Origin of the sequence: Spirillospora sp. NPDC048819 (genome assembly GCF_040650055.1) — a bacterium.
Taxonomy (GTDB): Bacteria; Actinomycetota; Actinomycetes; order Streptosporangiales; family Streptosporangiaceae; genus Spirillospora.
Map to the genome: position 1 here is coordinate 24,104 of NZ_JBEZGN010000048.1, position 25,719 is coordinate 49,822.

Genomic DNA, 25,719 nt, shown 5'->3' on the forward strand with positions numbered 1-25,719 from the left:
CGGCAAGGCCTGGATCGATGCCTCTGAGACATCGGCGCCCGCCCGATCGTGCATTGCTGGAGGGCGCCATTGCTCCGGAAACTTCGGTCATGGCTGTTGAATCCCATGTCGCCGCGGCGACGAATCCCAAGCCGACCACGGGAACATCGAGACGGTTGGCGACTCTCGTGCTCGCGCTCGGCGCCTGCGTGATCGGAATCTCCGAGTTGGCCGCGATCGGCGTGCTCGGTCTCGTCGGTGATGATCTGGGCACGAGTGTCGGGGCGGCCGGCTCCATCGTCACGGCGTACGCCCTCGGCGTCTGCGTGGGCGGACCGCTGCTCGCCGTCGTGACGACCAGGAGGGACCGGCGCTTCACTCTGGTGCTGGCACTGGCGCTGTTCGCCGCCTGCAACGGCGTGATCGCCATCGCGCCGACGCTCGTCGCCGTCATGGTGGTGCGGCTCGTCGCGGGCTCGGTGCACGGGCTGTTCATCGGCCTGGCGACCTCGCATGCCGCCGACATGGCGGGGGAGCGCCGGGGCGGCGCGATCGCCCTGGTCTTCGGCGGCATCGCGGTCGCGACCGTGCTCGGTGCACCGGTGGGGCGGGTGGTCGGCGAAGCGTTCGGCTGGAGGTCCGCCTTCTGGGCGGTGGCCGCGGCCGCGGTGGTGGCGCTGCTCGCGGTGCTGCGCTGGGTGCCTTCCGTCGGTTCTGAGGCGGGTCCGGCGGGCAGTTCGCTGCGACGTGCGTTGAGCATGTCGGTGCTGGCGTTCCTCGTATTGATCGTTCTCGTGATGGGCGGGGTGTTCAGCATGTACACCTACGTCACGACGCTCCTGGAGGACCGCACGGGCGTCACAGGTCCGGCGATAAGCGCCATCCTGCTGGCGTTCGGCCTGGCCTGCGCCGTGGGGACGTTCGTCGGAGGCCGGCTGGCCGATCGGTCGGTCGCCGCCACGATGCTGGCCGCCAGCGCAGCCGTGACCCTTGCGCTCGTGTGCCTGACCCTGTTCGGCTCGGCCGTCGCGGCCACCGTCGTCTCTCTGGTGGTCTGCGGGTTCGCGGCCTTCGCCTTCATTCCGGCCTTTCAGCTTCGCCTGATGCGGCTCGCCGAGCCGGCGACCGACCTCGCCGCGACGCTCGGCGCCTCTGCCGCCAACGCCGGGATCGCGATCGGAGCCGCCGTCGGCGCCGCCGCAATGGCCCGCGGCGTCGACGCGCTGCTCATCGTCGCCTGCTGTCTCTCCGCGGCGGGATTCGCCGGCACCGCCGCGGCCGGCCGAATTCGGTCACGAGCGTGCTGAGCGTTGACACGGAGTGGCTGTGACCACGCGCCGTCGGCAGTCACTCGTCCGAAAGCCGGCGGGGACGGGGGGCCGGTCGGAGCGGCTGGTGATGGCGGGATGCGTCCTGGCGTCCTCGATGGTCGGCCTGGACGGGATCATGACCACGGTCGCGCTGCCGGCGATCACCGCGGATCTCGATGCCGGCCTGACGACCCAGCAGTGGATCGTCGCCGCGTTCCTGGTCGCGCTCGGGGGACTGTTGCTGGCCGGCGGCTCGCTCGGCGACGTCCATGGCCCGTCCCGAGTCCTCGCGCTGGGGGTCGCCGGGTTCCTGGCGGCCACGCTCGTGGTCGCGCTCGCCCCCACACCGGGAGTCCTGGTCGGAGGCCGGCTGCTGCAGGGTGCGGCGGTCGCGCTGATCCTGCCGACCGTGATGGCCGTGCTCACCACGACGTTCTCCGGAGAACGCCGAACCCGGGCGATCTCGTTGTGGGCGGCTTGGAGCGGGGTACCGGTCTTCGCCGGTCCGCTGATCGGCGGCCTCCTCATCGACGCCGTCGGTTGGCGGGCGGTCTATCTGGCCGAGCTCCCGCTCATCGCGTTGACGCTTCTGCTCCTCCTGCGGGTGCTCAGGCCGTCGCCGGACCGGGGTCGTGGCGGCGCGGTCGACGCGGCCGGAGCGGCGTTGTCCGTTCTGACGATCGGATCCGCGGCGTTCGCGCTGATCCAAGGACCGCGACTCGGGTGGTCGCATCCGGCCCTGGCGGCTGCGACGGCGGTCGGATTCCTCACCGCCGCCGCCCTGGTCGCCTGGGAACGGCGGGCCGCCAACCCGGTCCTGCCTCTCGGACTGTTCCGGAACCGCGGATTCGCCGTGCTCAACCTCGTGACGTTCCTGCTCTACGGCGGGCTGATCGCGAGCGGCACCTACACCGTGATCTATCTCCAGAACGGGCTCGGTCTTCACCCGGCGGCGGCCGGTGTGATCGGCGGGATTCCGCTCATGGTGCTCTCCCTGCTCTCGGGCAGGCTCTCCGTGTACGCCGATCGCTGGGGTGGTGATCGCTTCGTGGCCGCCGGCTCGACGCTGGCGGGGGTCGCGATCCTGCTTCTGCTGAGCGTCGGCCTCGACACCGGCGCCGCCGTCGTCCTGGTGCTGATCTCGGTCGTCGTCCATGGCCTCGGACTGGCGATGCTGGTCGCTCCGCTCACATCAGGGGTCATGTCGGCCGTCCCGGACGGGCGTGCCGGAGTCGCCTCCGCGGTGAACAACGCGGTCGCCCGCATCGGATCCATGGTCGCGATAGCGGTGGTCGGCGTCGTGATGACCGCGCAGTTCACGGCCACACTCGATGCGGGGCTCGCAGGCCGTCCCATGGCTCCCGGGTCTCACGCCGCGATCGCCGAGGCCGCCGATCGGCCCCTCTCGACGGAACGCACCGCCGGGTTGCCCGGCGAGGAGGCGGCGAGGCTCGACCGGGCACGCGCCCAGGCATCGGTCGCCGCCTTTCACACTGGGATGGCCCTGTCCGGAGGGCTGACGGTCGCGGCCGGGATCCTCGCGCTCGCCGGGACGCGACGACGCCGGGGCACCGTCCGGTACCGCTCGGCGGACACGGTGGGCTGCCCGATCACCGGAATGCGCTCCCATCCCGGTCACCGGCCCTGGTTCAGTGACCGGCAGCCGTCGCGGTAGCCGACGCTGGGCCAGGTGCCTCGGACCGAAAAGCGCCTCCCGGCAGGCGATCGCCTGTCGGAGGCCGGCGTGGTCAGGCTTTGTGGGGGATTTGGTTGACGGTGCCTCCGTCCATGACGAACTCGGATCCGGTGGCGTAGGAGGACTCGTCGCTTGCGAGGAAGACCACGAAGGAGGCCACCTCTTCAGGCCGGCCGGGGCGTCCGAGCGGGATCGGGATCATGTCGTCGGGAATGCCCTCGGTGATCGGGGTGCGGATCAGGCCGGGGTGCAGTGAGTTGACCCGGACGCCGTGCGGGGCGAGTTCCACGGCGACCGACTTGGTGAGGCCGCGCAGACCCCACTTGGAGGCGACGTAGCCATGGGCCCAGGAGGTGCCTCGAAGACCCTCGATGGAGGAGTTGTTGATGATCGAGCCGCCTCCGGCCGCGATCAGCGCGTCGGTGGCCGCGCGGATGCCGAGGAACGGGCCGGTGAGGTTGATGTCGATGATCTGCTGCCACTTCTCCAGCTTGAACCGGTTGATGGCCGCGCCGTTGGCGATCCCCGCATTGTTGAAAAGCACGTTCAGCTTGCCGAAGCGGCTGACGGTGGTCTCGACGGCGGCCGTCCAGTCCTCGGCGCTCGTCACGTCGAGGTGCACGTAGTGGCCGGCGTCGCCCAGTTCGTCTGCGACCTTCTCGCCTTCGTCGTCGAGGATGTCGCCGATGACGACCTTGGCGCCCTCGGCGGCCAGTGCCCGCGCGGCGGCCGCTCCGATGCCGCGCGCACCGCCGCTGATCAGGGCGACCTTCCCGTCCACACGTTCCATCGCTTGTGTCCTCTCTTGTGCGGGCTCAGCCGGCCAGTGTCGTCGCGAAGACGCCACGGGCGGTGTTGAAGGGCAGGTCGAGCGGGGTCCGAAGGCCCGGCGGCGCCGCGATGACGTCGGGGATGGAGTTGACGATGCGGCCGGCGCCCACGGCGATCGCGGCGTAGTTGTGGTCTCCCTTGGCGCTGCTCGGGCAGACGTCGACGCGGTAGGACGGTTCGCCGACGATCTCGACCCGGTAGGAGCCGCCGTCCTGCGCCGGCTGCGGCCAGTCGGGACGCAGGTCGCCGCGGAGCCGGTTCGTGTGGTCGATGACCAGGACCTCCTTGCCGCCGACGACGCCGCGGATCTGGAATCGCACGGCCGCCACACCGCCCGCGGGGATGTGCCCGGCGGCCACGTCGAACGCCTCGGGCGCCGGTTCCTGTTCGAACCACTCGGTGATCTCGTCGAGTTCGAAACCGAAGCCCCGGGCCAGCATCCGGAGGCTGACCCCCCAGGACGCCGCCAGCATCCCCGGCTTGAACATCTTCGGCAGGTCGCCCACGGGCCGGCCGAATCCCATGAAGTCGAACAGGACCGGGCCGCCGTCATAGCTCGCATAGTCGGCGATCTCCGAGCAGCGCACCTGCTCCACTCGCTGGCACGTGCCGGCGATCGCGAACGGCAGCAGGTCGTTGGCCCACCCCGGGTCTATTCCGGTGGTGAAGATGCTCACTCCGCCCGCCCGGCAGGCGTCCTCGATGGGGTCGATCATGCGGTCCGGCAACAGTTCCCACGGGTAGATCAGGGGGACCGGCGAGGAGGCGACGACGTTGCTGCCCGCGGTGAGGATCTTCTGGACGTCGTCGAGCGCCTCGAACAACCGGGTCTCCCCGATCGCGCAGTACACCGTGCACTCCGGCCGCGCGGCGGCGAGTGCGGCGTCCAGGTCGTCGGTGGCCGCGACACCCGTGACCACGTCGAGGCCCGCGAGCTCGCCGGCGTCCCGCCCGACCTTCTTGGGGTTCGACACGACAAGTCCGGCCAGGTCGAAGCGGGGGTCCTCGATCAGCTGCGACAGGGCGATGCGGCCGACGTTGCCGGTCGCCACGTGAAGGACGCGGATGGCCATGGTGCTCCTTGAGGGGGGCGGTGCCGGTCATACGGCGAGGTCGACCTGCCGGGGGCGGCCCGAGTCCGTGAGGTCACCGGCGGGCTCGGCTCGTCGCGGGGGCCGGCGCGGCGGCGGCCTCGACGTTCGCGGCCGTGCTGACGAGCGCATGACCGTGGCCACCGGGTTCGCCGGCGATGGACGGCCGGGTGGGCGGGGTGTCCTGCCGGGCATCGAGCCCTCGGCGCCGCGCTGGACTGGTCACCTGACTGGACACATGTCCACTTTAGGGTCGGCCGAGCACCGCCGCAATAGCCGCCTCCGGATTGATCCGGGCCCATGCCCGCGGCCACGCCGGGCCTCGCGTCCTCAGGCTCACCCCAGGGCCATCGGCGTCAACCTGGGAGAACCCGTCCTGCCGGCTCAGGCCAGTTGTTGGATGCGGATCAGGTTGCCCGCGGGGTCGCGGAACGCGCAGTCGCGGACGCCGTACGGCTGCTCGGTCGGCTCCTGGACGACTTCTGCGTCGCCGGCCTGGACCTTCTCGAAGGTGTCGTCGAGGTCGTGGGTGGCGAGCAGGATCCAGCCGTAGGTGCCCTTGGCCATCATCTCGGCGATGGTGCGGCGTTCGTCGTCGGTGATGCCGGGGTCGACGGCCGGGGGCGCCAGGAGGATGGACGTGCCGGGCTGGCCGGCGGGGCCGACGGTGATCCAGCGCATCGTGCCCCTTCCGACGTCGCTGCGGACTTCGAAGCCGAGGGTGTCGCGGTAGAAGGCCAGGGACGCCTCCGGGTCGTCGTGCGGAAGTACGGTCGTGTGAATGCTGAGGTCCATGACGGTCACGCTAGTTGCGGCTCGGCAATCGGTGCTTCTCGATTCCTGACCGGTCGGGTCACCTGTTTCGCGACGCACGGCGGCATTCCCGCCGTCGCGCGTGCGGCCCGGCGCCGGTAGACGCTGGGCGGCACACCGACCAGCCCGGTGAAGCGCGTGCTGAAGGTGCCCAGGGACGAGCAGCCGACCGCGAAGCAGACGTCGGTGACGCTGAGGTCGCCACGGCGCAGCAGCGCCATCGCCCGCTCGATGCGTCGTGTCATCAGGTAGGCGTAGGGGGATTCACCGTAGGCGAGGCGGAACTGGCGGCTGAGGTGACCGGCCGAAATGTTCACGCCGCGGGCGAGGGCCTCCACGTCCAGCGGCTGGGCGTACTCGCGGTCGATCCGGTCGCGGACGCGGCGCAGCCGCGCGAGGTCGCGCTGGCGCTGCGCCGCGGTGAGGGCGCGGCCCCACGAGGGGTGACACATGGGGTGACTCCGTTCTGCCGCGGCGATGTGGGCCCGCGGCCGGTCCGTACACGAGGGTCGGCTCAAAGCGATGCGGTCTCGGACGTGGTCTCCCACGCGAACCCGTCCGGGTCGGTGAAGGACTGGGCGTCGGTGCCGATCACGAGGCGGTGCGATCCGGTGCCGTCAGGGGAGACGCCGGCGTCCTTGGCGAGGGCCTTGCGCCCGTAGAGCGCCAGCTTGACCGGACCCGACGAGGGGGCGAACTCGACGTACTTGCGGCCGTAGCTCTTCGCCACGGCGAGGCCGCGGTCGACGTAGAAGCGCTTGGTCGCCGCCACGTCCGCGACCCCCAGCAGGAGCACGATGTCGTCGTACTCCCGGGCGGCCGGGCCCGTGTCCTTCTTCTTCGACGTCGCGACCTTCCAGATCGTCCCGTCGGGGGCCTGTACGGTCCCGCCGTAGCCCCAGAAGGACTTCGCGGCGGGCTTGATGGCCGTGGCGCCTGCGTCGAGAGCGGCGTCGATGAAGGCGTTGACGTTCCCGGGCTGGGCCACTGTGAGCGACATCGTGAAGCCGCGGAATCCGCTGGTCGGTGCGTCCGAGGCCCGCAGGAGCACCTGGGAGCCCAAGCCGAAGGCGGTGGCGTAGAAGCGGTCGGCGGCGTCGAGGTCGGACGCCTCAAGGGTGATGGATTCGATGGAAGTCATGACGGTGACGCTAGGCGCGGCCCCGTGGCCGGCGCTTCTCGATTCCTGACCGGTTTGTACCGGTGGCGACGCCGCCGGCCGGGGTGATCGGTCCATGGACGGTTTCGAGGGGTGATGCGGGGATAGGGAGCGGACGAATGGAGTCGTGCCTTGGGGGAGGCGTTATGAGCATGCCGCACAGGGCGGTGCGTCGGTTGGAGAAGGCGGAGACCTTGGACAAGGTCGCCAAGCCGGTGAGTTCAGGGGCCAAGCGGGTGGTTCGGCCGCGGCTCGTCCGGAATCTGCTCAGCGGGACCAATCTCGGGCATCCGCTGCACCCGGCGCTCACCGATGTGCCGATCGGCGCCTGGACCATGGCGGGGCTCCTGGACGCCGTGGGCGGACGTGAGGCCGAACCGGCGGCCGACCTGCTGGTGAAGGCCGGGATCGTCGCGGCCGTGCCCACCGCCGTCACCGGGCTCAACGACTGGTCCGACACGATCGGGCCGGAGCGGCGCGTGGGGCTGGTCCACGCCACCGCCAACAGCACAGCTCTGACGCTGTACATCGCGTCACTCGTCGCCCGTGCCCGCGGTGACCGCCGCAAGGGCAAGGCCCTGGGGTTCGCCGGGTTCGGGGTGATGGCGATCAGCGCCTACCTCGGCGGTCACCTGACGTTCGTCAAGGGCGTCAACGTCAACCGCACCGCGTGGCAGCAGGGCCCGGACGAGTGGACGCCGGTACTGGCGGCGGCCGAGCTGGCCGAGGGCGAGCACCGCACGGCGGACGCGGACGGCGTGCGGATCCTGCTCCACCGGACGGACGGGACGGTGCACGCCCTGGCCGCCACCTGCAGCCACATGGGCGGCCCGCTGGGCGAGGGAACGTTCGAGGGCGGCTGCGTCACCTGCCCGTGGCACGGCAGCACGTTCCGGTTCGCCGACGGCGGCATCGAGCGCGGCCCGGCCAGCACGCCACAGCCCTGCTACGAGACCCGGATCCAGGACGGGCGCATCGAGGTTCGCGTCCCTCCGGCGGCCGCCCCCGCCGAGGTGGCCGAGCACCGCGCCCACCGGGCACGGCGCCGCCTTGCGCGAACCCCGGCCACCTGACAAGTCCAGGCCATCACTGACCCACACCGAGCCCGGCTCAGGCAGCCCGTTCCTGCCATCGCTCAATGGCCTCACGAGCGAACGGCGGCATGGGGCCGGGAAGGCCGTCGAGCGCGAAGTAGCAAAGCTCCTGCCCTTCGCCAAGCACGAGCACGGCCGAGGCGGGTTGGCAAGTTCACGGGGTGTTGTCGGTGTGGAAGGACAAGCCGTGGGCTTGGAGGGCCTTTCGCAGGGTGTTCATTGCGTTCGGGCCCATTCCGTGAAGTGCTTCGACGTCGGCTTCCCTGGCTTGGGCGAGTTGTTCGAGGGTGTCGTAGCCGGCGCCTGCGAGAGCTCGCCTGGCAGGGGCGGCGAGTTTCGGGAGGTCGGTGCCGTTTTCGCTGCTCATGGTCAGGCTGATTCGTCGAGCAGGTGTGCGTTCCAGACGGCGGCCGCCTGCTCGTGGGAGTCGACTCCGGAGAAGAATGAGTCGGCCAGCGCGGCGATGTCCGGCTCATCGATGCCGGTGACCTCGAGGAACTTGGGACGGTAGACGGCGAACCCCTGGGCGGTCGGCTGCGGCCGGTAGGGGATGGCCATCTTCAGCGATCGCCGCGTTGGGAGATATTCGACGGCATCGACGATCAACGCATCGGTTTTCCCCGCCTCCAGGTGAAGGTAGGCGTCGATGATGAGAACCGCGCGAACCCAGTCGGGGCGGCCCGTCTCCAAAGCGTCCTGGCCTGCTTTCGCGCCGACGGCGATATCGTCGGACACGAGGCGCTCCATGCCTTGGCTGCCGTCCGGATGCCCATAGCCGAGCATGGGAACCAGCGTCTCCCCTCCGGAGACGCTCCACACACCGTGGGCACCGTAAAACCCGGCCATCCTGGCGATCTCATACATGACCCGCCAGCGTAGTGGACGGGTGTTCCCGAGAAGCACGACTTGGGCGGCCGGAAGTCGCGTTCAACTCGGCGATGGGGATGCCGGGTGGTTCCGGTCGAGGCCTTTTGCGGGGGAGAGGAACAGCGCGACGATGGCGCCCAGTACGGCCATTGCGGCGCAGCCGAGAAGTGCGGTGCCGGCCGCGTCGGTGAACGTGGCTTCGGCCAGTTCGCGCAGGTGCTGCGCGTCCGGCCCGGTGATGTCCGCGGCGGGATCTCCGCTGACTCCGTCGCCGGCCCCCCGGAGGGCCTGGCCGGCCTCGGTGATGAATCGGTTCTGCCAGACTGCGGAGACCACCGCTACGCCTGCGGTGATTCCCAGCAGGTAGGCGACATAGGAGATGTCGCGGCCCGTGATCGTATGCGTGGCGGGGACGTCTCTGAGGGCGGTGGCGGCGGTGGGGTCCTCTTGGAGGCCGAATCCCGCGCCGGCGATGACCAGTGGGGCGAGGAAGAACGGCCAACTGGAATTCGGCGACGAGTGCGCGACCCAGAAGGTGCCCGCCGCGATCAGCAGGAAGCCGGGGGTCACCAGCAGCCGGACGTCGACCTTCCCGGTGAGCGATTCGGAGACGGGCGCGACGATGACCGCTCCGGCGATGACCGACATCAGCAGGGCCCCGGCCGCGAGCGCCGAGTAGCCGTGCTGGACCTGCAGGACGTGTGACAGGGCGAAGAACAGTCCGAGGCTCGCGAACTCGCCGATCCCGCGGGCGATGTTGCCGAGGGTGAACCGCCGCGACTTGAGCAGGGTGCGAGACACGAGCGGGTCGTCGGCGCGTCGCTCGTTGAGGATGAAGAGGGCTGGGAGCGCTGCGCCGGCGGCGGCGAAGCCGATGATGAGCGGGGAGTCCCAGCCGAAGCGGGTGCCCTCGATGACGGTGAAGGCCAGGGCGAACACCGCGAGACCGCCCAGGAGGGTGCCGGGGACGTTGAGGGAGCGTCGTGGACGGTCTCCGCGTGTCGCGGGGATCAGCCTGCTGCCCGAGAAGAGCACGGCCGCGCCGGTGAGGACGTTCAGGAAGAACATGAACTCCCAGGACAGGCCCCAGGTGATGAGCCCGCTGAGGAGAGGCGCGGTGAGTGCGGCGGCGGCGAACGCCGCTCGGTGCGCGGTGGCCGCGCGTTCTCTCGCCTGTCCCGCGAAGGCCGTCTTCGTCAAGGCGAAGGCGGCCGGCTCGGCCATCGCCGCGCCGAGCCCCTCGACCGCGCGTGCGGCCACCAGGAATTCGATCGACGGGGCGAGGGTGCACGCCAGAGACGCCGCGGTGAAGATCGCCATGCCGGAGAGGAGCGACCGGCGGTGTCCCTGCCTGTCGGCGAGCCTGGCCGAGGGCAGCAGGAACACGGCGAATGTAAGGATGAAGGCGCCGTACGCCCACGTCGCCATATCGAGCGTGCCGCCGAGGTCGTCCAGGATCGCGGGCAGCGGAATGACCATCCCGGCGGTGTCGAACACCACGATGAACGTGCTCAGGAGGAGGACGGCGAGGAGTCCGTGCGGCGGCTGAGCCGGCTCAGCGTCCTTGCCGTCCTGCGGTGTCATGCCGAGGGCTCCACCGGCGTTGCCTTGAGAGATGGGCGTCTTCTCAGCATGGTGGGTGGTTTGCCGGGGCGGCAAGGGCGTCGGAGCGCGGCCGTTCGGGCGGGCGGGTCAGGTGGATGCGCGGCGGGCGGCCTCGAAGGGGACGCGGTCGAAGATGAACCGGCTGTAGGTGATCTTGCCGTCCTTGACGGTGACGCATTCGGCGCCCGGCGCTCGTTTCACCGGGACGGTCTCGGTGTCGTACATGAGCAGGGCGGTCTCGTCGTCGCCGTAGGCCGCGATCATTTCCGCGTGGACGAGCAGCTCCACGAACGGGCCCATGAACGCGCGGTACGCGGCGGCGCCCTCGATCCGCCCGGCCGGGGCGTCGCAGACGATGTCGTCGGCGATGTAGGTCATGGCTCGTTCGAAGTCCTTGCCGGTCCACGCGTCGTGGTACGCCAGCGCTGTCTTCAGGGCGGTGCTGTTCATCGGTGTTCCTCTCGTGAGTGAAGGCCTGTCGCGTGGTACGCATGTGTTGAGACACCGGTGTCGGCCCGAACGGAACGGTGAGGACGCGAACGTGACCGAGGCCACACTCGCCCGTGCCCGGGCCGGTGACGCGGAGGCGTTCGGCGAGCTGACCGGCCCGTACCGAGGTGAGCTGCGGCTGCACTGCTACCGGATACTCGGCTCGCTGACCGACGCGGAGGACATGCTTCAGGAGACGCTGCTGGCGGCCTGGCGCGGTCTGGACGGTTTCGAAGGACGGTCGTCGCTGCGGGCCTGGCTGTACCGGATCGCCACCAACCGGTGCCTCAACGCGCTGCGCGACGCGAAGCGGCGCGTCCCGCCTGAACCGGTTCCGCCGTTCGAGCCGCCCGAACCCACCCGCCGCGGTGACGTGACCTGGCTCCAGCCGTACCCGGACGCGCTGCTCGACCAGGTGTCCGAGAGCAGTCCCGGGCCGGAGGCGAGGTACCAGAGTAGGGAGGCGGTGGAGCTGGCGTTCGTCGCCGCGCTCCAGCGGCTGCCGCCGCGCCAGACCGCGACGCTCGTGCTGCGGGACGTCCTCGGCTACTCCACCGCCGAGGTCGCGGAGATGCTGGACACCACCGAGACCGCGGTCAAGGGTTCGCTGCAGCGTGCCCGTGCCGGGCTCGGTGAGCGCCGCGGCCCGGTGTCTCCGCGACCCGGCTCGGCTCAGGAACGCGACCTCACCCGGCGCTTCGCCGAGGCGTTCACGGCGGACGACATCGACGGCGTCGTCGCGCTGCTCACCGACGACGCGTGGCTCGCGATGCCGCCGGCGCCGCACGAGTACCAAGGCACGGCGGCGACAGCGGCCTTCCTGCGGGCCGGGGCGCTGTGGCGGGACGGCCGCCGGTTCCGTCTGGTGTCCACCCGGGTCAACACCCAGCCCGCGTTCGGCTGCTATCTCCCCGATGCCTCCGAGCCGGTCGCGTACCCGGCCGGGCTGATCGTCCTGACTCCGGGGCCCGGCCGCATCCTCGCCATCACCCGCTTCCTCGACGGGGAGGTGCTCTCCCGGTCGGGGCTCCCCGCGACGCTCCCCGTGCATGCTCAGGGACACCCCGGCCGATGATCTGTGCGGCCTCGCCCGTCAGTCGGGTTCCGCGCCCCCCGAGGAGGTCTTGGGGGACGGTCGTGTCATGTCGATCGTGCTGGTGAGGCGTTTGGGGGCTGACAGGCGCCAGGCTTCGGTGACGAGTTCGGCCAGCTCTTCAGGGTCGACCTTTGTGAGGTTGATCTCGACCCAGGCGAAGCGGCCGCCCGCCCAGGAGGGGGCGAAGACCTCGGGGGCCTCGGCGACCAGGGCGGCCTGTTCTTCGCGGGTGGCCTTGAGCATGAGGGTCTCTTCGGCCTCGTCGAGGTAGCAGAAGCCCTTGTCGCGTACCCGGAAGCCGGTCAGTTTCGGATGCCCGTCGTTCTGCGTCACCTCCGGCAGCGCGAGCACGATCGTCAGGAACTCGTCAACGCCCATATCCGAGGTGTACCAGCCGCGTCGGACGATTCATCCGTCCGTCACATCGGGCCCGGTCACGTGGTCTTCCTGGCATGAAAGGCTTTGAGCAGGAGGGTGATCGACCATGAGAGCAGTGCGCATCCATAAGCCCGGTGGGACCGAGGGCCTCGTTCTGGAGGACGCGCCGGTGCCGCAGCCGGCCACCGGCGACGTGATGGTGCGGGTGCACGCGGCGGGTTTCGTCCCGGACGAGCTGGAGTGGCCCGGCACCTGGGTCGACAGGGCCGGGCGGGACCGGACGCCGTCCATTCCCGCGCACGAGGTGGCCGGTGAGGTGACCGAGGTCAGGTACGGCACGACGGGTCTGGCCGTCGGCGACCGGGTCTTCGGCCTCACCGACTGGCATCGCGACGGGGCGGCGGCGGAGTACGTGGCGGTCGAGGCGCGCAACCTTGCGCGGATACCGCAGGCGCTGACCTATACCCAGGCGGCCGCGTTGCCGATTGCGGGGCTGACCGCCTGGCAGGGGCTCTTCGTGCACGGCGGCCTGGAATCCGGCCAGAGCGTCGTCATTCACGGGGCGGGCGGTGCGACCGGCACGCTCGCGGTCCAGCTGGCCCGCGAGGCGGGGGCGCACGTCATCGCCACCGGGCGGGGACGGGTCGCCGGCCTCGCGGCGGAGATGGGTGCGCAGACCTTCGTCGACCTGGAGCGGCAGCGGTTCGAGGATGCCGTCGAGCCGGTCGACCTGATCTTCGACACCATCGGCGGCGACCTGCTGGCCCGTTCCGCGCAGAAGATCAAGCCGGGCGGCGCGCTCGTCTCGATCACGGCGCCGCCGCCGGTGCTGCCGGAGGCGGGACGCGCCGTCTTCTTCATCGTCGAGCCCGACCGGGAGCAGCTGCGGGGACTCGCCGAGCGAGCCGAGGCGGGGCGGCTCCGGCCGCACATCGGCGCCGTCCATCCGCTGGCGGAGGCGAGGGAGGCGTTCGACGCCAGAGGCGTCCCCGGCAAGGTCATCCTGGAGATCTGAGACCGCGAGCCGGGAGACGTGCGGCGGTCCGGACGAATAGTAAACAAGTACACTGTTCGCATGGCGAAGCAGTTCGACGGTCCCCCGAGCAGCGGCTACCTGCTGTGGCACGTTTCGCTGCGCTGGCGGGTCGCCATGGACCGCGTGCTCGGGCCGCTGGGGTTGACGCACGCGCAGTACGCCGTGGTCGCGTCGCTCTACAGCATGGAGCAGAGCGGTGTGCGGCCCAGCCAGCGGCAGCTCGCCGACTACAGCGGGCTGGAGCCCATGTACGTCTCCCGGCTCGTCCGCCAGGTCGAAGGCAGCGGCCTGGTGGAACGTAAGGACAATCCCGCCGATCCCCGTGCCTTCCAGGTGACGCTCACCGGCAAGGGCGTCGAGACGGTCAGGTCCGCGCTCGCCGTCGTCCGCGAACTCGAGGACCGCTACCTCGAACCCCTCGGCGGCGCGGACAGTCCCGAGAACCTCGAGCTGAGACGCCGGCTTCAGGCGCTGCTGGAGCACGCCGACGCGATGAAGGGCGCGGCGGCGCCCGACCTTCAGCCGGACTCCAGCGGGGATTGAGCCGGTTCGGCCACGCTCGACGATGTGACGAGCGGGAAGGCCGGGGTGCCGATGAACGAGGAACAGACCGTCCTTGACGACCTGTGTCGGCGGGCGGCCGATCTCATCGGCGCGACGCGCGGGCCGCTGAAGAGCGTGCGCCTGCGGGTGGGCGAGATGAGCGTCGAAGTCGAATGGCCCGAGGCGCCGGCCAACGGCCGCGAGCCGGTGGGGACGGGCGCCGCGCGAGAGCCGGCGGAGACGGGCGTGCGCGCCGAGGAACCCGCGCCGGAACGCGAGGACGGTGCCTTCGTGGTGAACGCCCCGCTGGTGGGGACGTTCTACCGCGCCCCGTCGCCCGACGCCGGGCCCTTCGTCGAGGTCGGCGACAAGGTGGAGGCGGGGCAGCAGGTGGCGATCGTGGAGGCCATGAAGCTGATGAACGCGGTGACCGCCGAACAGGGGGGCCGCGTCGTCGAGGTCCTGGTGGACGACGCCACGCCGGTCGAGTACGGCCAGCCGCTGTTCGTGCTCGCGCCGTCCGACTGAGGCGGGACCGTTGCTCCAATCCGGAAGAATCTCGCGTTCCGAGACTTCAGTGATTAGGATGCGGGGTATGAGCGAAGGGCTGGAGCCGGGGCATGCCGAGCTGCGCGCGTCCCACGAGGACCGCGATCACGTCGTCGACCGGCTCAGGGATGCGGCGGGCGACGGCCGCCTGAACGCGCAGGACCTCGACGAGCGGCTGGAGCTGGCGTTGACGGCCCGCACCCACGGGGAGCTGCGGGCGCTGCTGCGCGACCTTCCGGCGCCCGCCGCCCCGGACGTCCCGGAGCTGCTGCGGCTGGAGGCCCGCCAGGGCAACATCGAGCGGGCCGGGAGCTGGGTCGTCCCGCGCCGCCTGGAGGTCGAGGCGCACAGCGGGAACGTGGTCATCGACTTCACCCGGGCCACGCTCGTCCACCCGGTCCTGGACATCGAGGTCACGGTCAGCCACGGGAATGTGCGGCTCATCGTGCCGCCCGAGGTCGAGGTCGACATCGGCAGCGTGACGGTCCGCAGCGGCAACGTGCGGCCGTACCGGGCGCGCGGCGCGACCGGTGCACCGGCCCGGCTCCGTGTCGCCGTCACGGGCAGCGTCCGGCACGGGAACGTCATCGTGCGGGGTCCGCGCAGAAGCTTCCTGGAGTGGCTGCTGCGCCGGCCGGCGCGCTCCCGGCCCCAATTGCTGCCCTGAGACGCCGCCGCGCAGCAGGGCCCAGCGCACAGGCGGTGCAGGCCCGGTGCTGAGCGGTGCGTTGCGCGAGCGGTGCTGAGCCCGGCGTTGAGCGGTGCGTTGCGCAGCCGGTGCTGAGCCTGGCGGTTGGCGGTGCGTTGCGCAGTAGCCGGTGCTGCGCTCAGCCGGTGAGGTCCTGGGCGGCGGCCGCGTTCTGTTCCTGCAGCCAGCCGAGGAGAAGCGAGAGCTCGCCGTCGGACAGGCCGTCCGTGCGCGCCGCGAGCCGGGCGGCCCGGTCGAGGTGGGCGAGGAGCACGGCCAGATTCTCCGGGACGGGTTCGAGGATGACGCGGCGTCCGTCATCGGGGTCCCGGGTGCGGCGGGCCAGGCCGGCGTCCTCCAGGCGGTCGGCGACGCCGGTGACCGCGCCGCCGGTCGTGACGCTCAGCAGCCGGGCGAGGCCGCCGGGGGTGCGGGGGCCGTCGAGCGCCAGTGCGGCGCCGCCCAGCGCGTCCTTCAGGGACAGTCCCAGCCGGTCGGCGAGGGCCTGGTAGAGCAGGACGCTCCACAGACTGTGCCGGATGATCTCGGTGCGCATGTCCTCGTACCGGGGGCGAGCCATCACCTTGCTTCCCTCCCTTGTAGAGGAACACTAAATATGAGTAACTCTACTTTAGAGATTACTGCCTGAGGGTGGCGGTGGCTCGCTCGGCAGGGTGCGGCTCCTACTCCTCCTTCTCCCGCTTGAGCTGTTGCTCGAGCTCCAGGAGGAGGAGGCGCTCCGTGTCGGGCAGATCGTTGAAGGGCGTGACCTTCTCCGGGGACGCCCGCAGCGGCCCCCCGCGTCGTGCGTGCCCCGCAGCCCGGGCGGTGGACTCGGCGGACGCGGCCCGCACCGCGGCTATCAGCTCGGCCGTCGGCCAGGCGTGCGTCCCGCAGTACATCAGGCCGACGTAGAGGTGACTCATGACTCGTCGCAGCGCCGCGATCGTGCGGCTCGTCTTGCGCATGGGGGCCCTCCGCCCTCGATCCTGCGTCCGAGCGTGGCCCGCGGCGCTCTCCGGCCGGTCGAGGGCCGCTGGACCGGCGGCGCCGGCGCGGGCGCCGGGGCCGCCGCCGCGCGGTCGTGCTCCGCCGGGTGGCGGTGAACCGACGGGCCAGCGGCTTTTCGGACAACATTTCGCCACCGGAACATTTCGACATGACCGATTAGCATTAGTTGCCGAAAGCCCTTGGTTTACAGATGTCTGTCATGGTCGGTCCAGATCCGGCCAGCCGAACCCCGTGCATTGTTAACTAAGATCGAACGGTCGATGAATCACACTGGGGGTTCAGTTGTCAACGATCGCCAGGCTTACCTGCAAGATCATTCCGCAGGTAGCGGGCAGAAATATATCTGGTGCCAGCTATTGGAGTGCAGGTGGCTTCGCCCGGTCGCTGCGCGAGCAATCTTCGAGTGCAGCCCAAGGCGCCGCTGTGCATGGTGTGGCGGTCATTGACGCAGGCGGCCGCAGGCCGGCGATTCGAGGGAATGCACAGAGTAGCCGCCTAGTCGCATGATGTGCGACGTGGACTGATAAGCCTATGGAGTGATCGTCTTGAAATCAAGAGTGCTCCGCTTCTTTTGTGAGTGAGATATCTATGGCCAGTCGTCTAGGCGGTGACTCATTGCCTAATTCACTGATCACGCTGACAATCCTTGGGTGTTGATCGTTCTGGGGTTAGAGGGTGTCCATGATGAACGGGATCAGGAGGTGAATGGCGCATGCATTTTCGGATTCTCGGCCCAATGTGGGTGGCCAACGGCGGGGTGGAGATAACTCCGACCGCGCCCAAGGTGCGGCAAGTGCTCGCGTTCCTGCTGGTGCGGTCCGGAAAGCTCGTCCAGGTGGGTGAACTGATCGACGAGCTGTGGGGGGAGGAGCCGCCCAACAGCGCGATGACGACGCTGCAGACGTACATATACAAGCTGCGGAAGGACGTCCTGGAGCACTGCCCCTCGGCCGAGCTGCACACGAGGATCTCCGGATACCTGCTCGACGTTCCCGCCGAGCTGGGCGACCTGCTCCGGTTCGAGCGCCTGGCTCAGGAGGGACGAGCGGCGCTGGAGGAGGGGGACGCGGCCAGCGCCTCGGCCCTGCTGTCGGAGGCCCTGACCGTGTGGCGCGGTCCGGCGCTCGCCGACGTCTCCGTCGGGGACATCCTGTCGGCCCATGTGACACGTCTCGAAGAGGAGCGGCTGCGCGTCCTGGAACAGCGGATCACCGCCGACCTCGAGCTGGGGCGGCACCAGCAGCTGGTGAGCGAGCTGAAGATGCTGGTGTCCGAGCAGCCGCTGAACGAACGCTTCCACGGTCATCTGATGGTCGCGCTCGACAGGTCCGGGCGCCGCTACGAGGCACTTGAGGTGTATCAGGGGTTGCGCCGGATGCTCGTCGACGAACTCGGCATGGAGCCCTCGGCGACGGTGCAGCGGCTGCACCTGACCCTGCTCAACTCCGAGGAGGCGGAGGAGCCGGAGGACAGGACGCCGTCCGGACCGTCCGCGATGGTGGCGGTGTCGTCCGGTCCGCTGCCGTCACCGGCCCAGCTCCCCGCGGACATCCCGGACTTCATCGGCAGGGCGGACGTACTGGAGAGCGTCTGCACCGGCCTGCTCGCCGCGGGCAGGGAGGGCACGGCCGGCCGGACGGTGTGCGTGTCCGGCATGCCCGGCGCCGGGAAGACCACGCTGGCGTTGCGCACGGGTCACGCGATCCGCGCCGAGTTCCCCGACGGCCAGCTGTACGCCGACCTCCGCGGCACCGCCGAACATCCCGCCGACCCGCGTCCGATCCTGGAGGGCTTCCTCCGCGCGGTCGGGGTGCCGGCCCGGGAGATGCCGGACGGCCTGGAGGAGCGCTCCAACCTGTTCCGCACCTGGACGATGGGCCGGCGGATCCTGGTGGTGCTCGACGACGCCTCCTCGGTTCCGCAGGTGGCGCCGCTGATGCCGGCGTCGCCGGGCAGCTCGGTCCTCGTCACCAGCCGGTGGGGCCTGTACAGCCTGCCCGGCGTGCGGCACGTGCTGCTGGAGGAGATGCCCGAGGACGAGGCGGTCGAGCTGATCGAGTCCGCGAGCGGACGGCGGTACGCGGGTGCCGAGCGGCGCTTCGCCGAGCGGGCCGCCGCGCTGTGCGGCCGGCTGCCCGTCGCGATGCGCAGCCTGGGCTCCCGGCTGGCCGCCACCCGCAACTGGCCGATCGGCAAGCTCGTCAAGCGGCTGGAGCCCGACGCCGGGCGCCTGGACGTGCTCGCCTTCGCCGACCTGGACGTCCGCTCCCGCTACGCGGCCAGCTACCTGCGCCTGGAGCCGCAGGACCGCAGCATCTTCCGGCTGGTCAGCCTGCTCCCGCCCACCGAGTTCACCGCCGACGTCGCCGCCCGGCTGGTCGGCTCCGGAACCGATCTGGTGGAGGCCAAGCTCGTCCGGCTGGCGAGCTGCAACCTGCTGTCGGTGGCCGACGCCAGCGCCGGCGAGATCCGCTACCGGATGCACGAGCTGATCCGCCTCTACGCCCGCGAACGCCTCGACCAGGACTTCCTGGAGCCGATGCGCGCGCAGGCCCACACCGAGGGCATCCCCCTCGGCCGGTCGCTGCCCGGTCCGCGAGCGGGTGAGGTCCCCGCGCTCGAGGCCGGCGAGCCGCAGCGCGGGGACGGCTACGAGCCGGCCCGCGACGACGGCTACGAGCAGCAGCTCCGCCGGCGGCTCCAGCGCAACGGGGAACCGCGGCCCCATCACGCCAACGGGCTGGCCGGCCAGGGCGCCGGGTAGCCGGGCGGGCGTCCGCCGATCGGACTCGAGCTGTATCCGGCCCGGCCTCCAAGCCGGATCCAGCGGAGTTCAAGTCCGCACCGCGACAGTGACCCCATCGGCTCTGGAAAGGTGAGGACATTGTCCAGATTCACGGTGGATGACATCAGAAGGATCCTGCGGGACTGCGCGGGCGAGCCGGACTCCGTCAGCCTGGAGGACGACATCGGCACCATCAGCTTCGAGGAGATGGGCTACGACTCGCTGGCCGTGCTGGAGATGGCGGCGAGGATCCAGCAGGAGTTCCTGGTGGCCATCCCCGACGAGACCGTCTCCGAGCTCCCCACCCCCGACGCCGTCGTCGGCTATGTCGGTCCCCGCCTCGCCGCGTGAGCGCCGGGCCGGCGACGCTCTCGGCCGGGTGCACGTCCTGGTCTACGCGAGCGCGCCGGGCGGCGACGCACGGGCGGTCGAGGACGCCTACCACAAGATCAGCCGTGATCTCGAAGGGACGCCCGGGCTGCTGGGCAACGTTCTGCTCCGGTCGCTGGCCGACCCGGGTTCCTTCGCCGTGATGAGCGAATGGCGCGACGCGGCGGCGTTCAGCGACTGGGAGAGGACGGCCTCCCACCGCGACACCACCGCCCCGCTCCGCCCCCTGCAGAGCGCCGACGCGGGCGCGGCCGCGACGTTCGGCGTGTACGAGGTGGTCGCCGCGTACTGAGCTCGCCCGCCCATTGAGCCGTCCGCGACCCGAGCGGCCTTCCCGGGTGGCCGGGGACACCAGCCGTCCTCAAGCGGGCCGGGGCACGGTGTGCCCGTTCCGATCGAGAAACCATCTGGGAGGGCTGCTCATTGGACGGGATGCTGAAGCGACGGGACGCGCTGAAACTGGGCGCGGTCGGTGTCACGGGACTGGCCGTGCCGGGCGGCCTCGGAGCGGCCTCCCTGCGCCGGCTCCGCGAGACGGCGGCGCCGGAGGCGTTCTCGGTGCCGCTGGCGCTGCCGCCCCGGGCCAGGCCGGTCCGGCGGACGTGGACGACGGACTACTACGAGATGACCGTCCGGGAGGCCCAGGCCGAGATCCTGCCCGGCGTCCAGACGAAGATCATGGGCTATGACGGCCGGTTCCTCGGCCCGGTCGTCCACGCCCTCAAGGACCGCCGGGTCGTGATCCGGCAGACGAACGCCCTGGACATGGAGACCAACGTGCACCTGCACGGCGGGCACACTCCGGTGAGCAACGACGGCTATCCGTCCGACCTGATCGAGCCGGGCGCCTCCCGCGACTACGTGTACGCGAACGACCAGCCCGCAACGACCCTCTGGTACCACGACCACACGCACCACATGTCCGCCGACATGATCTTCCGGGGCCTGTCGGGGACGTACATCATCACCGACCCGGCGGAGCTGCGTCTCGGGCTGCCCGCCGGGCGCCACGACGTCCCGATCATCCTGCGCGACATCCGGTTCGACGACGCGGGGCAGATCGTCTTCGAGATGGACGACTTCCAGTACCGCAACACGGTCCTGGTCAACGGGCGTCCGCAGCCGTACTTCGAGGTGTCCGCGCGCAAGTACCGGCTGCGCCTCCTGAACACCTCCAACCTGCGGTTCTTCTCCCTCGGGCTGAGCACGGGCACGGAGATGACCGTCGTGGCGTCCGACGGCGGGCTGCTGCCGGCGCCGCGGCCGGTCAAGAACATCATGCTGTCGCCGGGCGAGCGCGCCGACGTGGTCGTCGACTTCGGCGCCCACGACCCCGGGACGCGGATCGTCCTGGTCAACGAGTTCGGGACGGACGACGCGACGCGCAACGTCATGCGGTTCGACGTCGGGCGGCGGGTCTGGGACCCCAGCCGTATCCCGGAGTCGCCGGTGAGCGCGCCCGACCTCGGGGAGGCCCAGGTGACACGGGACGTGCACTTCGGCTTCGACCCGCAGAAGGGGGGCTGGCTCATCGACGGCAAGACCTTCGACATGGACCGCGTCGACATGAGGATCAGGCGCGGCGACACCGAGATCTGGCGGGTGCACAACACGGGCGCCGGCCCTTCCGTGCCGCACAACATGCACCTGCACGGCACGTCGTTCGAGGTGCTGGACCGCGACGGGCAGGCGGTGGCGGCCCACGAGACCGGGCTGAAGGACACCGTGTACGTCGGCCACGGCAGCACCGTCCGCATCAAGGTGCGCTACGACCGCTACCTGGGCCGCTACCTCTACCACTGCCATCTGCTCGACCACTCGTCGATGGGGATGATGGCGCAGGCGGAGATCGTCTGATCGGGATCGAGATCGGGATCGAAATCGGGGACGGGGGCCGGGCACCGGCGACCGGCGGGCGCGGACCGGGGACACCAGCGGTCCACCAGAGCGGTTCTAGGCCGGGTCGGCAGCATTCGAGCGACCACGACCACGTCCATGGAGGGACACCAGCATGGCTGGACACACCGACAACGAGATCGTCATCAACGCGCCGATGGACCTGGTCTGGGACATGACCAACGACATCGAGTCCTGGCCCGGCCTGTTCAGCGAGTACGCCGCCGCCGAGATCGTGGAGCGGGACGGGGACAAGATCCGGTTCCGCCTCTCGCTCCACCCCGACGAGAACGGAACCGTCTGGAGCTGGGTGTCGGAGCGGACGCCCGACCCGCAGACGCGGACCGTCCGGTCCCACCGCGTGGAGACCGGCGTGTTCGAGTACATGAACCTGTTCTGGGAGTACGAGCACGTCGACGGCGGCGTCCGGATGCGCTGGCAGCAGGACTTCACGATGAAGGCCGGCGCCCCGCTGGACGACGAGGGCATGACCGCGCGCCTCAACCGCAACACCGCCGTCCAGATGCGGCGGATCAAGCGGATCGTGGAGGAGGCGGCGGCGCGGGCCGAGGGCGGTGTGCGCCTCGACCACTCGGGCCGGCGCGTGCTGGTCACCGGCGGCACCCGCGGCATCGGCCGGGGCATCGTGCTGGCGTTCGCGCGGGCGGGCGCCACCGTGGTCACCTGTCACCGGACCGACGGGCCCCTGGTGGACAGCCTGGTCAAGGAGCTGAGCGAGACCGAAGGCGACCACCGGGTCGTCAAGGCCGACGTCGGCGTCGAGGCCGACATCGACCGGCTGATGACGGTGTGCCGCGAGCACCTCGGCACCATCGACGTGATCGTCAACAACGCCGGCAGCATCAGCCACATCCCGTTCGGCGAGCTGGAGGTCGCCGAGTGGCGCCGGGTGCTGGACGTCAACCTCACCGGAACGTTCCTTGTCGTGCAGAAGGCGCTGCCGATCCTGTCGCCGGGCGCCTCGATCATCAACATCGGCTCCAAGGTGGCCACGGTCGGGATCCCGCTGCGGTCCCACTACACCGCGTCCAAGGCGGGCCTCATCGGGCTGACCCGCTCGCTGTCGAAGGAGCTCGGCCCGAAGGGGTACCGGGTCAACCTCGTCGCGCCGGGGCCGGTCGAGACGGAGGAGGAGGTGACCCCGGAGATCCGCGAGCGGTACCAGCGGCTCACCTCGGTGGGCCGCCTCGGCGTGGTGGGCGACATCGCCGGACCGGTGCTGTTCCTGGCCAGCGACCTGGGCGCCTTCATCACCGGAGAAACGATCAATGTCGACGGAGGGATCTGAGATGCGGGACGAGGCGGGCATCTTCCGCGTCATGCTCCGGATGTGCATTCACCCGGGCATGGAGCGCGAGTTCGAGGACACCTGGCACCGGGTCGGCCACGCGATCACCGAGCACCCCGCGAACATCCGGCAGTGGCTGTCGCGGGAGGACGGGGACGACAACGCCTACTTCGTCGTCAGCGACTGGGTCGACGAGCCGGGATTCCGCGAGTTCGAGCAGAGCGCACAGCATCTGGAGCACCGCACGAAGCTGCATCCGTTCCGGGCGTCGGCGTCCATGGTGACGATGCAGGTGGTCTTCGAGATGACCGGCCAGGCGACCACCGCTGAGCCGGTGCGGCCGTAGCCGAGGGGAGAGCCATGACAGAGAACGCGGCGGAGGCGGGGCGCGTGGACCGCAGGGAGATGCTGCGCAAGGGCGGCCGCTGGCTGCCCGCTGCCGGGGCGACCGCCCTGCTCGCCTCGGCGGTGGCCCCGGACCGCGCGAACGCGCAGACCTGGAACGCCCATCCGCTGGTGGGGACGTGGCTGACGGAGGTCATCGTCACCGGGTCGGGCCGTCCGCCGGAGAAGGGGATGTTCTCCTTCGGGCAGGACGGCATGGTTTCCGGCACCGACGCGTCCACGGTCACCGGGTTCGGCACCTGGCGGGCCACCGGTTCGCGGACGTTCGAGATCGAGTACCGGCACTTCGTGATCGCCGACGGTCAGATCGGCGGGATGGTCGTGGTCGCGATGTCCGGGACCGTCACGTCCACCACCCTGCTGGAGGAGAGCGGAACGGCGCAGTTCCTCGACCCGGCCGGCAACGTGGTGCTGACCCATGAGGCCACCGCGACCGGGACCCGGTTCGGGTTCCCGCCGTGGAGGCTGGGCTCCTGACGGAACCTCACCGAGGCCGGGCGCAACCGCGCCCGGCCTCGACACATGCCCACCCGCGAGCCAACAGCCGCCCCGGCCCTGTTGCCGGGCGGCCGACCGGCCGCCGGTCTCGGCGGCTGCCCGGTCCTTGGCCTGCCTGGTCCTTGGCCTGCCCGGTCCTTTCGGGCCGGTCGACGGGGGGCCGGGGCGGGGGCTCGATGGTGGGCTGATCTCGCCTCGACGGCGCGTCCGGGCCGCCGAGCCTCCCTCGATCACGCGTCGAGCACACCGGTGGAGGGTGCCCGGTAGGTGCGGACGCCGCCCGGGTCCGCGGTGGTGAGCCGAATCGGAGGAAGCCGTGCTCGAGAACGCGCTGGTCGTCGTGGGCCTCACGGGGAGCGGGATCACCGCGGGCGTGCTGCTGGCCGTCGCCATCAGCGTTGTGCCGGCGATGGCGGCGGTGTCGCCGCTGATGTACGTGCGCTTCCACCAGCTGCTCGGCCGCAACTGGGACCCGACGATGCCCGCGATCGTCCTCACGTCCGCGCTGACGTGCGTCGCTCTCGCGGTGGTCGCGGGCGGAAACGGGTCCCGGGTGCTGTTCGGCTGCGCCGCGGCGCTGCTGGTCGCCGTCTCCGGGGTGTCGCACCTGCTGAACGTGCCGCTGAACCGGCAGGTCAAGGGGCTGGACCCGGACGCGCCGCTGCCGGCGGACTGGCGGGACCCCCGCGCGGAGTGGCGCCGGTGGCATCTGCTGCGCACCGGGCTGGCGATCGCGGCCCTGCTGCTGAACGCCCTGGCCGTCGTGGCCTGAATCCCAAGGAGCGAGCTGATGAGCACTGCGCCGGAGAACACCGCGCTGGAGAACACGGGCGGAAATTCGGGAAAGAATCGTGAGGTCGCGTTCATCGGGCTGGGGGTGATGGGCGCCGGGATGGCGACCCGGCTGGTGGAGACCGGCCGTTCGGTTCGCGTCTACAACCGCACGCCGGAGAAGGCGGCGCCGGTGGTCGAGGCCGGGGCGCGGGCCGCGCGGACGGCGGCGGACGCGGCCCGGGGCGCGGACGTGGTGATCGTCAGCCTCGCCGACGAGGCCGCGGTCGAGAAGGTGCTGTTCGGGGACGCGGTCCACGGGCTCGCCCCGGGAACCCCGGTCATCGACACCTCCACCGTCACCCCCGCGTTCGCCCGGGAGGCCGCCGGCCGGCTCGCCGACCTGGGGGCGCGCCGGGTCGAGGCGTGCGTGCTCGGCAATCCGATGCAGGCCAGGTCAGGCGAGATGCGGGTGATGGCCGCGGGCGAGCGGGCGGACGTGGACGCGGTGCACGACGTCCTTTCCGACCTCGGCCATGAGGTGCGCTACTTCGGCGGCGCGGGCGCGGCGGCGACGATGAAGCTGGTGCTGAACGTGCTGATCGGCGCCGAGATCGCGGCGCTGGCCGAGGCGGTGTCGCTCGGCGAGAGCGGCGGGCTGGACCGCGACGAGGTCCTCGACTGCATCGGCGGCAGCGGCGTCAGCTCGATGGTGATGACGTTCCGCGCCGCCATCATGCGCGAGCGCCGCTACACCCCCGCGGCGTTCCGCAGCAGCCTCATGGCCAAGGACCTGCGGTACGCGATCGAGCTGGCGGACGGGGCCGGGGCGGAGCTCCCGCTGGCCGAACGCGTCCTGGAGATCGTCGCGAAGGCCGTCGAGCGCGGCGACGGCGACCGGGACCTGGCCGTCCTGGCCGAGCACACCGGCCGCGGCTGACCCCGCCGGGACGTGCCCGCCCGTCCAGCGAGCCTCAAGCGGGCGCGTGTGCGATGAAGACCGACAGAACACCTCGGACACTGGAGGTTCCGATGCCGTACGCAGCGATCCGCTACCGGGTCAAGGTGGGCAGCGAGGACGCCCTGGCGGAGATCTTCGAGGGTTTCCAGCGGGTGGACACCCCGGACATGCGCGATGACAAGGGCGAGGACGTCGGCCGGCTGCTCGGCACGGCGGTCTTCGTCAAGGACGAGTTCATGGTGCGCATCATCCATTACGAGGGCGACTTCATCGCGATCGCCAAGCACATGGCGCGCCAGCAGGGCGTCCACAACCTGGAGGAGAAGCTGGCGCCGTACCTCACGGACCGGAAGGCGGCGTCCTCGCCCGAGGAGTTCCAGGAGAACTTCCGCAACGCCCTGATGCGCTGCGTCTCGGAGCTGTCCGTCGAGACCCATCCGGCCGGGCACTGAGCCGGGCGGGCACCGGC

31 protein-coding genes are annotated in these 25,719 nt (G+C 70.7%); 18 read left to right on the forward strand and 13 right to left on the reverse strand.

What is annotated here, in order from left to right:
* Positions 1 to 53 precede the first annotated feature (53 nt).
* Complete coding sequence (locus tag AB0C35_RS40560; protein WP_358468044.1) at positions 54 to 1,286, forward strand: MFS transporter; 1,233 nt, start codon at positions 54 to 56, stop codon at positions 1,284 to 1,286.
* A 19-nt stretch (positions 1,287 to 1,305) separates the two neighbouring features.
* On the forward strand, positions 1,306 to 2,964 hold the full coding sequence (locus AB0C35_RS40565; RefSeq protein WP_358468047.1) for an MFS transporter: 1,659 nt from the start codon (positions 1,306 to 1,308) through the stop codon (positions 2,962 to 2,964).
* Between the two features lie 73 nt (positions 2,965 to 3,037).
* On the opposite strand, the gene AB0C35_RS40570 is transcribed toward AB0C35_RS40565, so the two are convergent.
* From AB0C35_RS40570 to AB0C35_RS40595, 6 genes are all read right to left on the reverse strand, one after another.
* Positions 3,038 to 3,775, reverse strand: a complete 738-nt coding sequence (locus AB0C35_RS40570; RefSeq protein WP_358468050.1) for a glucose 1-dehydrogenase — start codon at positions 3,773 to 3,775, stop codon at positions 3,038 to 3,040.
* Positions 3,776 to 3,800: 25 nt separating this feature from the next.
* Positions 3,801 to 4,889, reverse strand: a complete 1,089-nt coding sequence (locus AB0C35_RS40575) for a dihydrodipicolinate reductase (protein WP_358468053.1) — start codon at positions 4,887 to 4,889, stop codon at positions 3,801 to 3,803.
* A 73-nt stretch (positions 4,890 to 4,962) separates the two neighbouring features.
* On the reverse strand, positions 4,963 to 5,145 hold the full coding sequence (locus tag AB0C35_RS40580; RefSeq protein ID WP_358468056.1) for a hypothetical protein: 183 nt from the start codon (positions 5,143 to 5,145) through the stop codon (positions 4,963 to 4,965).
* Between the two features lie 146 nt (positions 5,146 to 5,291).
* Positions 5,292 to 5,702, reverse strand: coding sequence for a VOC family protein (locus AB0C35_RS40585; protein WP_358468059.1), 411 nt, complete (start codon positions 5,700 to 5,702; stop codon positions 5,292 to 5,294).
* Between the two features lie 5 nt (positions 5,703 to 5,707).
* On the reverse strand, positions 5,708 to 6,172 hold the full coding sequence (locus tag AB0C35_RS40590) for an AraC family transcriptional regulator (RefSeq protein WP_358468062.1): 465 nt from the start codon (positions 6,170 to 6,172) through the stop codon (positions 5,708 to 5,710).
* 62 nt (positions 6,173 to 6,234) lie between these two features.
* A complete protein-coding gene (locus AB0C35_RS40595; protein WP_358468063.1) occupies positions 6,235 to 6,861 on the reverse strand; it encodes a glyoxalase in 627 nt (208 codons plus the stop codon).
* A 164-nt stretch (positions 6,862 to 7,025) separates the two neighbouring features.
* Between AB0C35_RS40595 and AB0C35_RS40600 the strand changes: the two genes are divergently transcribed.
* Positions 7,026 to 7,952 (forward strand): Rieske 2Fe-2S domain-containing protein, encoded by a 927-nt coding sequence (locus AB0C35_RS40600; RefSeq protein ID WP_358468065.1) that lies wholly within the window; start codon positions 7,026 to 7,028, stop codon positions 7,950 to 7,952.
* A 175-nt stretch (positions 7,953 to 8,127) separates the two neighbouring features.
* On the opposite strand, the gene AB0C35_RS40605 is transcribed toward AB0C35_RS40600, so the two are convergent.
* The 4 genes from AB0C35_RS40605 to AB0C35_RS40620 all read right to left on the reverse strand — a co-directional run bounded on the left by AB0C35_RS40605 (position 8,128) and on the right by AB0C35_RS40620 (position 10,895).
* On the reverse strand, positions 8,128 to 8,340 hold the full coding sequence (locus AB0C35_RS40605; RefSeq protein WP_358468066.1) for a DNA-binding protein: 213 nt from the start codon (positions 8,338 to 8,340) through the stop codon (positions 8,128 to 8,130).
* Between the two features lie 2 nt (positions 8,341 to 8,342).
* Positions 8,343 to 8,837 carry a hypothetical protein gene (locus AB0C35_RS40610; RefSeq protein ID WP_358468067.1) on the reverse strand — a complete coding sequence of 165 codons (495 nt, stop codon included), beginning with the start codon at positions 8,835 to 8,837 and terminating at the stop codon, positions 8,343 to 8,345.
* Positions 8,838 to 8,900: 63 nt separating this feature from the next.
* On the reverse strand, positions 8,901 to 10,424 hold the full coding sequence (locus tag AB0C35_RS40615) for an MFS transporter (protein ID WP_358468068.1): 1,524 nt from the start codon (positions 10,422 to 10,424) through the stop codon (positions 8,901 to 8,903).
* 108 nt (positions 10,425 to 10,532) lie between these two features.
* A complete protein-coding gene (locus AB0C35_RS40620; RefSeq protein WP_358468070.1) occupies positions 10,533 to 10,895 on the reverse strand; it encodes a nuclear transport factor 2 family protein in 363 nt (120 codons plus the stop codon).
* A 91-nt stretch (positions 10,896 to 10,986) separates the two neighbouring features.
* Here AB0C35_RS40620 and AB0C35_RS40625 point away from each other — a divergent pair, with 91 nt between their 5' ends.
* The gene (locus AB0C35_RS40625) at positions 10,987 to 12,009 is read left to right on the forward strand and encodes an RNA polymerase subunit sigma-70 (RefSeq protein WP_358468072.1); all 1,023 of its coding nucleotides are present in this window, start codon (positions 10,987 to 10,989) and stop codon (positions 12,007 to 12,009) included.
* Positions 12,010 to 12,027: 18 nt separating this feature from the next.
* Here the strand turns inward: AB0C35_RS40625 and AB0C35_RS40630 are convergent, their stop codons facing one another.
* Positions 12,028 to 12,408, reverse strand: a complete 381-nt coding sequence (locus AB0C35_RS40630) for an MmcQ/YjbR family DNA-binding protein (protein WP_358468074.1) — start codon at positions 12,406 to 12,408, stop codon at positions 12,028 to 12,030.
* 106 nt (positions 12,409 to 12,514) lie between these two features.
* Between AB0C35_RS40630 and AB0C35_RS40635 the strand changes: the two genes are divergently transcribed.
* The 4 genes from AB0C35_RS40635 (at position 12,515) to AB0C35_RS40650 (ending at position 15,203) form a co-directional block, all read left to right on the forward strand.
* Positions 12,515 to 13,423 (forward strand): NADP-dependent oxidoreductase, encoded by a 909-nt coding sequence (locus AB0C35_RS40635; protein ID WP_358468076.1) that lies wholly within the window; start codon positions 12,515 to 12,517, stop codon positions 13,421 to 13,423.
* Between the two features lie 60 nt (positions 13,424 to 13,483).
* Positions 13,484 to 13,987 (forward strand): MarR family transcriptional regulator, encoded by a 504-nt coding sequence (locus AB0C35_RS40640; protein ID WP_358468078.1) that lies wholly within the window; start codon positions 13,484 to 13,486, stop codon positions 13,985 to 13,987.
* Positions 13,988 to 14,011: 24 nt separating this feature from the next.
* Complete coding sequence (gene accB / locus AB0C35_RS40645; protein ID WP_358468081.1) at positions 14,012 to 14,515, forward strand: acetyl-CoA carboxylase biotin carboxyl carrier protein; 504 nt, start codon at positions 14,012 to 14,014, stop codon at positions 14,513 to 14,515.
* A 67-nt stretch (positions 14,516 to 14,582) separates the two neighbouring features.
* Positions 14,583 to 15,203 carry a DUF1707 domain-containing protein gene (locus AB0C35_RS40650; RefSeq protein ID WP_358468084.1) on the forward strand — a complete coding sequence of 207 codons (621 nt, stop codon included), beginning with the start codon at positions 14,583 to 14,585 and terminating at the stop codon, positions 15,201 to 15,203.
* A gap of 160 nt (positions 15,204 to 15,363) precedes the next feature.
* Here the strand turns inward: AB0C35_RS40650 and AB0C35_RS40655 are convergent, their stop codons facing one another.
* Together AB0C35_RS40655 and AB0C35_RS40660 are read right to left on the reverse strand one after the other, a co-directional pair.
* Positions 15,364 to 15,804, reverse strand: coding sequence for a MarR family transcriptional regulator (locus tag AB0C35_RS40655; protein WP_358468087.1), 441 nt, complete (start codon positions 15,802 to 15,804; stop codon positions 15,364 to 15,366).
* 103 nt (positions 15,805 to 15,907) lie between these two features.
* A complete protein-coding gene (locus AB0C35_RS40660) occupies positions 15,908 to 16,192 on the reverse strand; it encodes a hypothetical protein (RefSeq protein ID WP_358468090.1) in 285 nt (94 codons plus the stop codon).
* Between the two features lie 779 nt (positions 16,193 to 16,971).
* Here AB0C35_RS40660 and AB0C35_RS40665 point away from each other — a divergent pair.
* The 10 genes from AB0C35_RS40665 to AB0C35_RS40710 all read left to right on the forward strand — a co-directional run bounded on the left by AB0C35_RS40665 (position 16,972) and on the right by AB0C35_RS40710 (position 25,702).
* On the forward strand, positions 16,972 to 18,999 hold the full coding sequence (locus AB0C35_RS40665) for a BTAD domain-containing putative transcriptional regulator (protein WP_358468093.1): 2,028 nt from the start codon (positions 16,972 to 16,974) through the stop codon (positions 18,997 to 18,999).
* Positions 19,000 to 19,134: 135 nt separating this feature from the next.
* Entirely contained in the window at positions 19,135 to 19,371 is a 237-nt protein-coding gene (locus tag AB0C35_RS40670) for an acyl carrier protein (protein ID WP_358468095.1), read from the forward strand.
* Positions 19,346 to 19,702 (forward strand): antibiotic biosynthesis monooxygenase family protein, encoded by a 357-nt coding sequence (locus AB0C35_RS40675; protein WP_358468098.1) that lies wholly within the window; start codon positions 19,346 to 19,348, stop codon positions 19,700 to 19,702. Before AB0C35_RS40670 ends, AB0C35_RS40675 begins: the two co-directional genes overlap by 26 nt.
* 140 nt (positions 19,703 to 19,842) lie before the next feature.
* Entirely contained in the window at positions 19,843 to 21,267 is a 1,425-nt protein-coding gene (locus AB0C35_RS40680; RefSeq protein WP_358468101.1) for a multicopper oxidase domain-containing protein, read from the forward strand.
* A 154-nt stretch (positions 21,268 to 21,421) separates the two neighbouring features.
* On the forward strand, positions 21,422 to 22,615 hold the full coding sequence (locus AB0C35_RS40685; protein WP_358468104.1) for an SDR family oxidoreductase: 1,194 nt from the start codon (positions 21,422 to 21,424) through the stop codon (positions 22,613 to 22,615).
* Position 22,616: 1 nt separating this feature from the next.
* Entirely contained in the window at positions 22,617 to 22,961 is a 345-nt protein-coding gene (locus AB0C35_RS40690) for an antibiotic biosynthesis monooxygenase family protein (protein WP_358468107.1), read from the forward strand.
* A 14-nt stretch (positions 22,962 to 22,975) separates the two neighbouring features.
* The gene (locus tag AB0C35_RS40695) at positions 22,976 to 23,497 is read left to right on the forward strand and encodes a hypothetical protein (protein WP_358468109.1); all 522 of its coding nucleotides are present in this window, start codon (positions 22,976 to 22,978) and stop codon (positions 23,495 to 23,497) included.
* 337 nt (positions 23,498 to 23,834) lie between these two features.
* Entirely contained in the window at positions 23,835 to 24,290 is a 456-nt protein-coding gene (locus AB0C35_RS40700; protein WP_358468112.1) for a DUF1772 domain-containing protein, read from the forward strand.
* A gap of 18 nt (positions 24,291 to 24,308) precedes the next feature.
* On the forward strand, positions 24,309 to 25,229 hold the full coding sequence (locus AB0C35_RS40705; protein WP_358468114.1) for an NAD(P)-dependent oxidoreductase: 921 nt from the start codon (positions 24,309 to 24,311) through the stop codon (positions 25,227 to 25,229).
* A 92-nt stretch (positions 25,230 to 25,321) separates the two neighbouring features.
* Positions 25,322 to 25,702, forward strand: a complete 381-nt coding sequence (locus AB0C35_RS40710) for a SchA/CurD-like domain-containing protein (protein ID WP_358468118.1) — start codon at positions 25,322 to 25,324, stop codon at positions 25,700 to 25,702.
* The last annotated feature ends 17 nt before the right edge of the window (positions 25,703 to 25,719 follow it).

Coding starts and splice junctions, on each gene's coding strand:
- AB0C35_RS40640 (WP_358468078.1), top strand. CDS start 13,484: ATGGCGAAGCAGTTCGACGGTCCCCCGAGCAGCGGCTACCTGCTGTGG.
- AB0C35_RS40680 (WP_358468101.1), top strand. CDS start 19,843: ATGCTGAAGCGACGGGACGCGCTGAAACTGGGCGCGGTCGGTGTCACG.
- AB0C35_RS40675 (WP_358468098.1), top strand. CDS start 19,346: ATGTCGGTCCCCGCCTCGCCGCGTGAGCGCCGGGCCGGCGACGCTCTC.
- AB0C35_RS40585 (WP_358468059.1), bottom strand. CDS start 5,702: ATGGACCTCAGCATTCACACGACCGTACTTCCGCACGACGACCCGGAG.
- AB0C35_RS40695 (WP_358468109.1), top strand. CDS start 22,976: ATGACAGAGAACGCGGCGGAGGCGGGGCGCGTGGACCGCAGGGAGATG.
- AB0C35_RS40630 (WP_358468074.1), bottom strand. CDS start 12,408: ATGGGCGTTGACGAGTTCCTGACGATCGTGCTCGCGCTGCCGGAGGTG.
- AB0C35_RS40685 (WP_358468104.1), top strand. CDS start 21,422: ATGGCTGGACACACCGACAACGAGATCGTCATCAACGCGCCGATGGAC.
- AB0C35_RS40635 (WP_358468076.1), top strand. CDS start 12,515: ATGAGAGCAGTGCGCATCCATAAGCCCGGTGGGACCGAGGGCCTCGTT.
- AB0C35_RS40600 (WP_358468065.1), top strand. CDS start 7,026: ATGAGCATGCCGCACAGGGCGGTGCGTCGGTTGGAGAAGGCGGAGACC.
- AB0C35_RS40615 (WP_358468068.1), bottom strand. CDS start 10,424: ATGACACCGCAGGACGGCAAGGACGCTGAGCCGGCTCAGCCGCCGCAC.
- AB0C35_RS40705 (WP_358468114.1), top strand. CDS start 24,309: ATGAGCACTGCGCCGGAGAACACCGCGCTGGAGAACACGGGCGGAAAT.
- AB0C35_RS40590 (WP_358468062.1), bottom strand. CDS start 6,172: ATGTGTCACCCCTCGTGGGGCCGCGCCCTCACCGCGGCGCAGCGCCAG.
- AB0C35_RS40655 (WP_358468087.1), bottom strand. CDS start 15,804: ATGGCTCGCCCCCGGTACGAGGACATGCGCACCGAGATCATCCGGCAC.
- AB0C35_RS40650 (WP_358468084.1), top strand. CDS start 14,583: ATGAGCGAAGGGCTGGAGCCGGGGCATGCCGAGCTGCGCGCGTCCCAC.
- AB0C35_RS40620 (WP_358468070.1), bottom strand. CDS start 10,895: ATGAACAGCACCGCCCTGAAGACAGCGCTGGCGTACCACGACGCGTGG.
- AB0C35_RS40660 (WP_358468090.1), bottom strand. CDS start 16,192: ATGCGCAAGACGAGCCGCACGATCGCGGCGCTGCGACGAGTCATGAGT.
- AB0C35_RS40665 (WP_358468093.1), top strand. CDS start 16,972: ATGTGGGTGGCCAACGGCGGGGTGGAGATAACTCCGACCGCGCCCAAG.
- AB0C35_RS40595 (WP_358468063.1), bottom strand. CDS start 6,861: ATGACTTCCATCGAATCCATCACCCTTGAGGCGTCCGACCTCGACGCC.
- AB0C35_RS40605 (WP_358468066.1), bottom strand. CDS start 8,340: ATGAGCAGCGAAAACGGCACCGACCTCCCGAAACTCGCCGCCCCTGCC.
- AB0C35_RS40575 (WP_358468053.1), bottom strand. CDS start 4,889: ATGGCCATCCGCGTCCTTCACGTGGCGACCGGCAACGTCGGCCGCATC.
- AB0C35_RS40570 (WP_358468050.1), bottom strand. CDS start 3,775: ATGGAACGTGTGGACGGGAAGGTCGCCCTGATCAGCGGCGGTGCGCGC.
- AB0C35_RS40710 (WP_358468118.1), top strand. CDS start 25,322: ATGCCGTACGCAGCGATCCGCTACCGGGTCAAGGTGGGCAGCGAGGAC.
- AB0C35_RS40690 (WP_358468107.1), top strand. CDS start 22,617: ATGCGGGACGAGGCGGGCATCTTCCGCGTCATGCTCCGGATGTGCATT.
- AB0C35_RS40610 (WP_358468067.1), bottom strand. CDS start 8,837: ATGTATGAGATCGCCAGGATGGCCGGGTTTTACGGTGCCCACGGTGTG.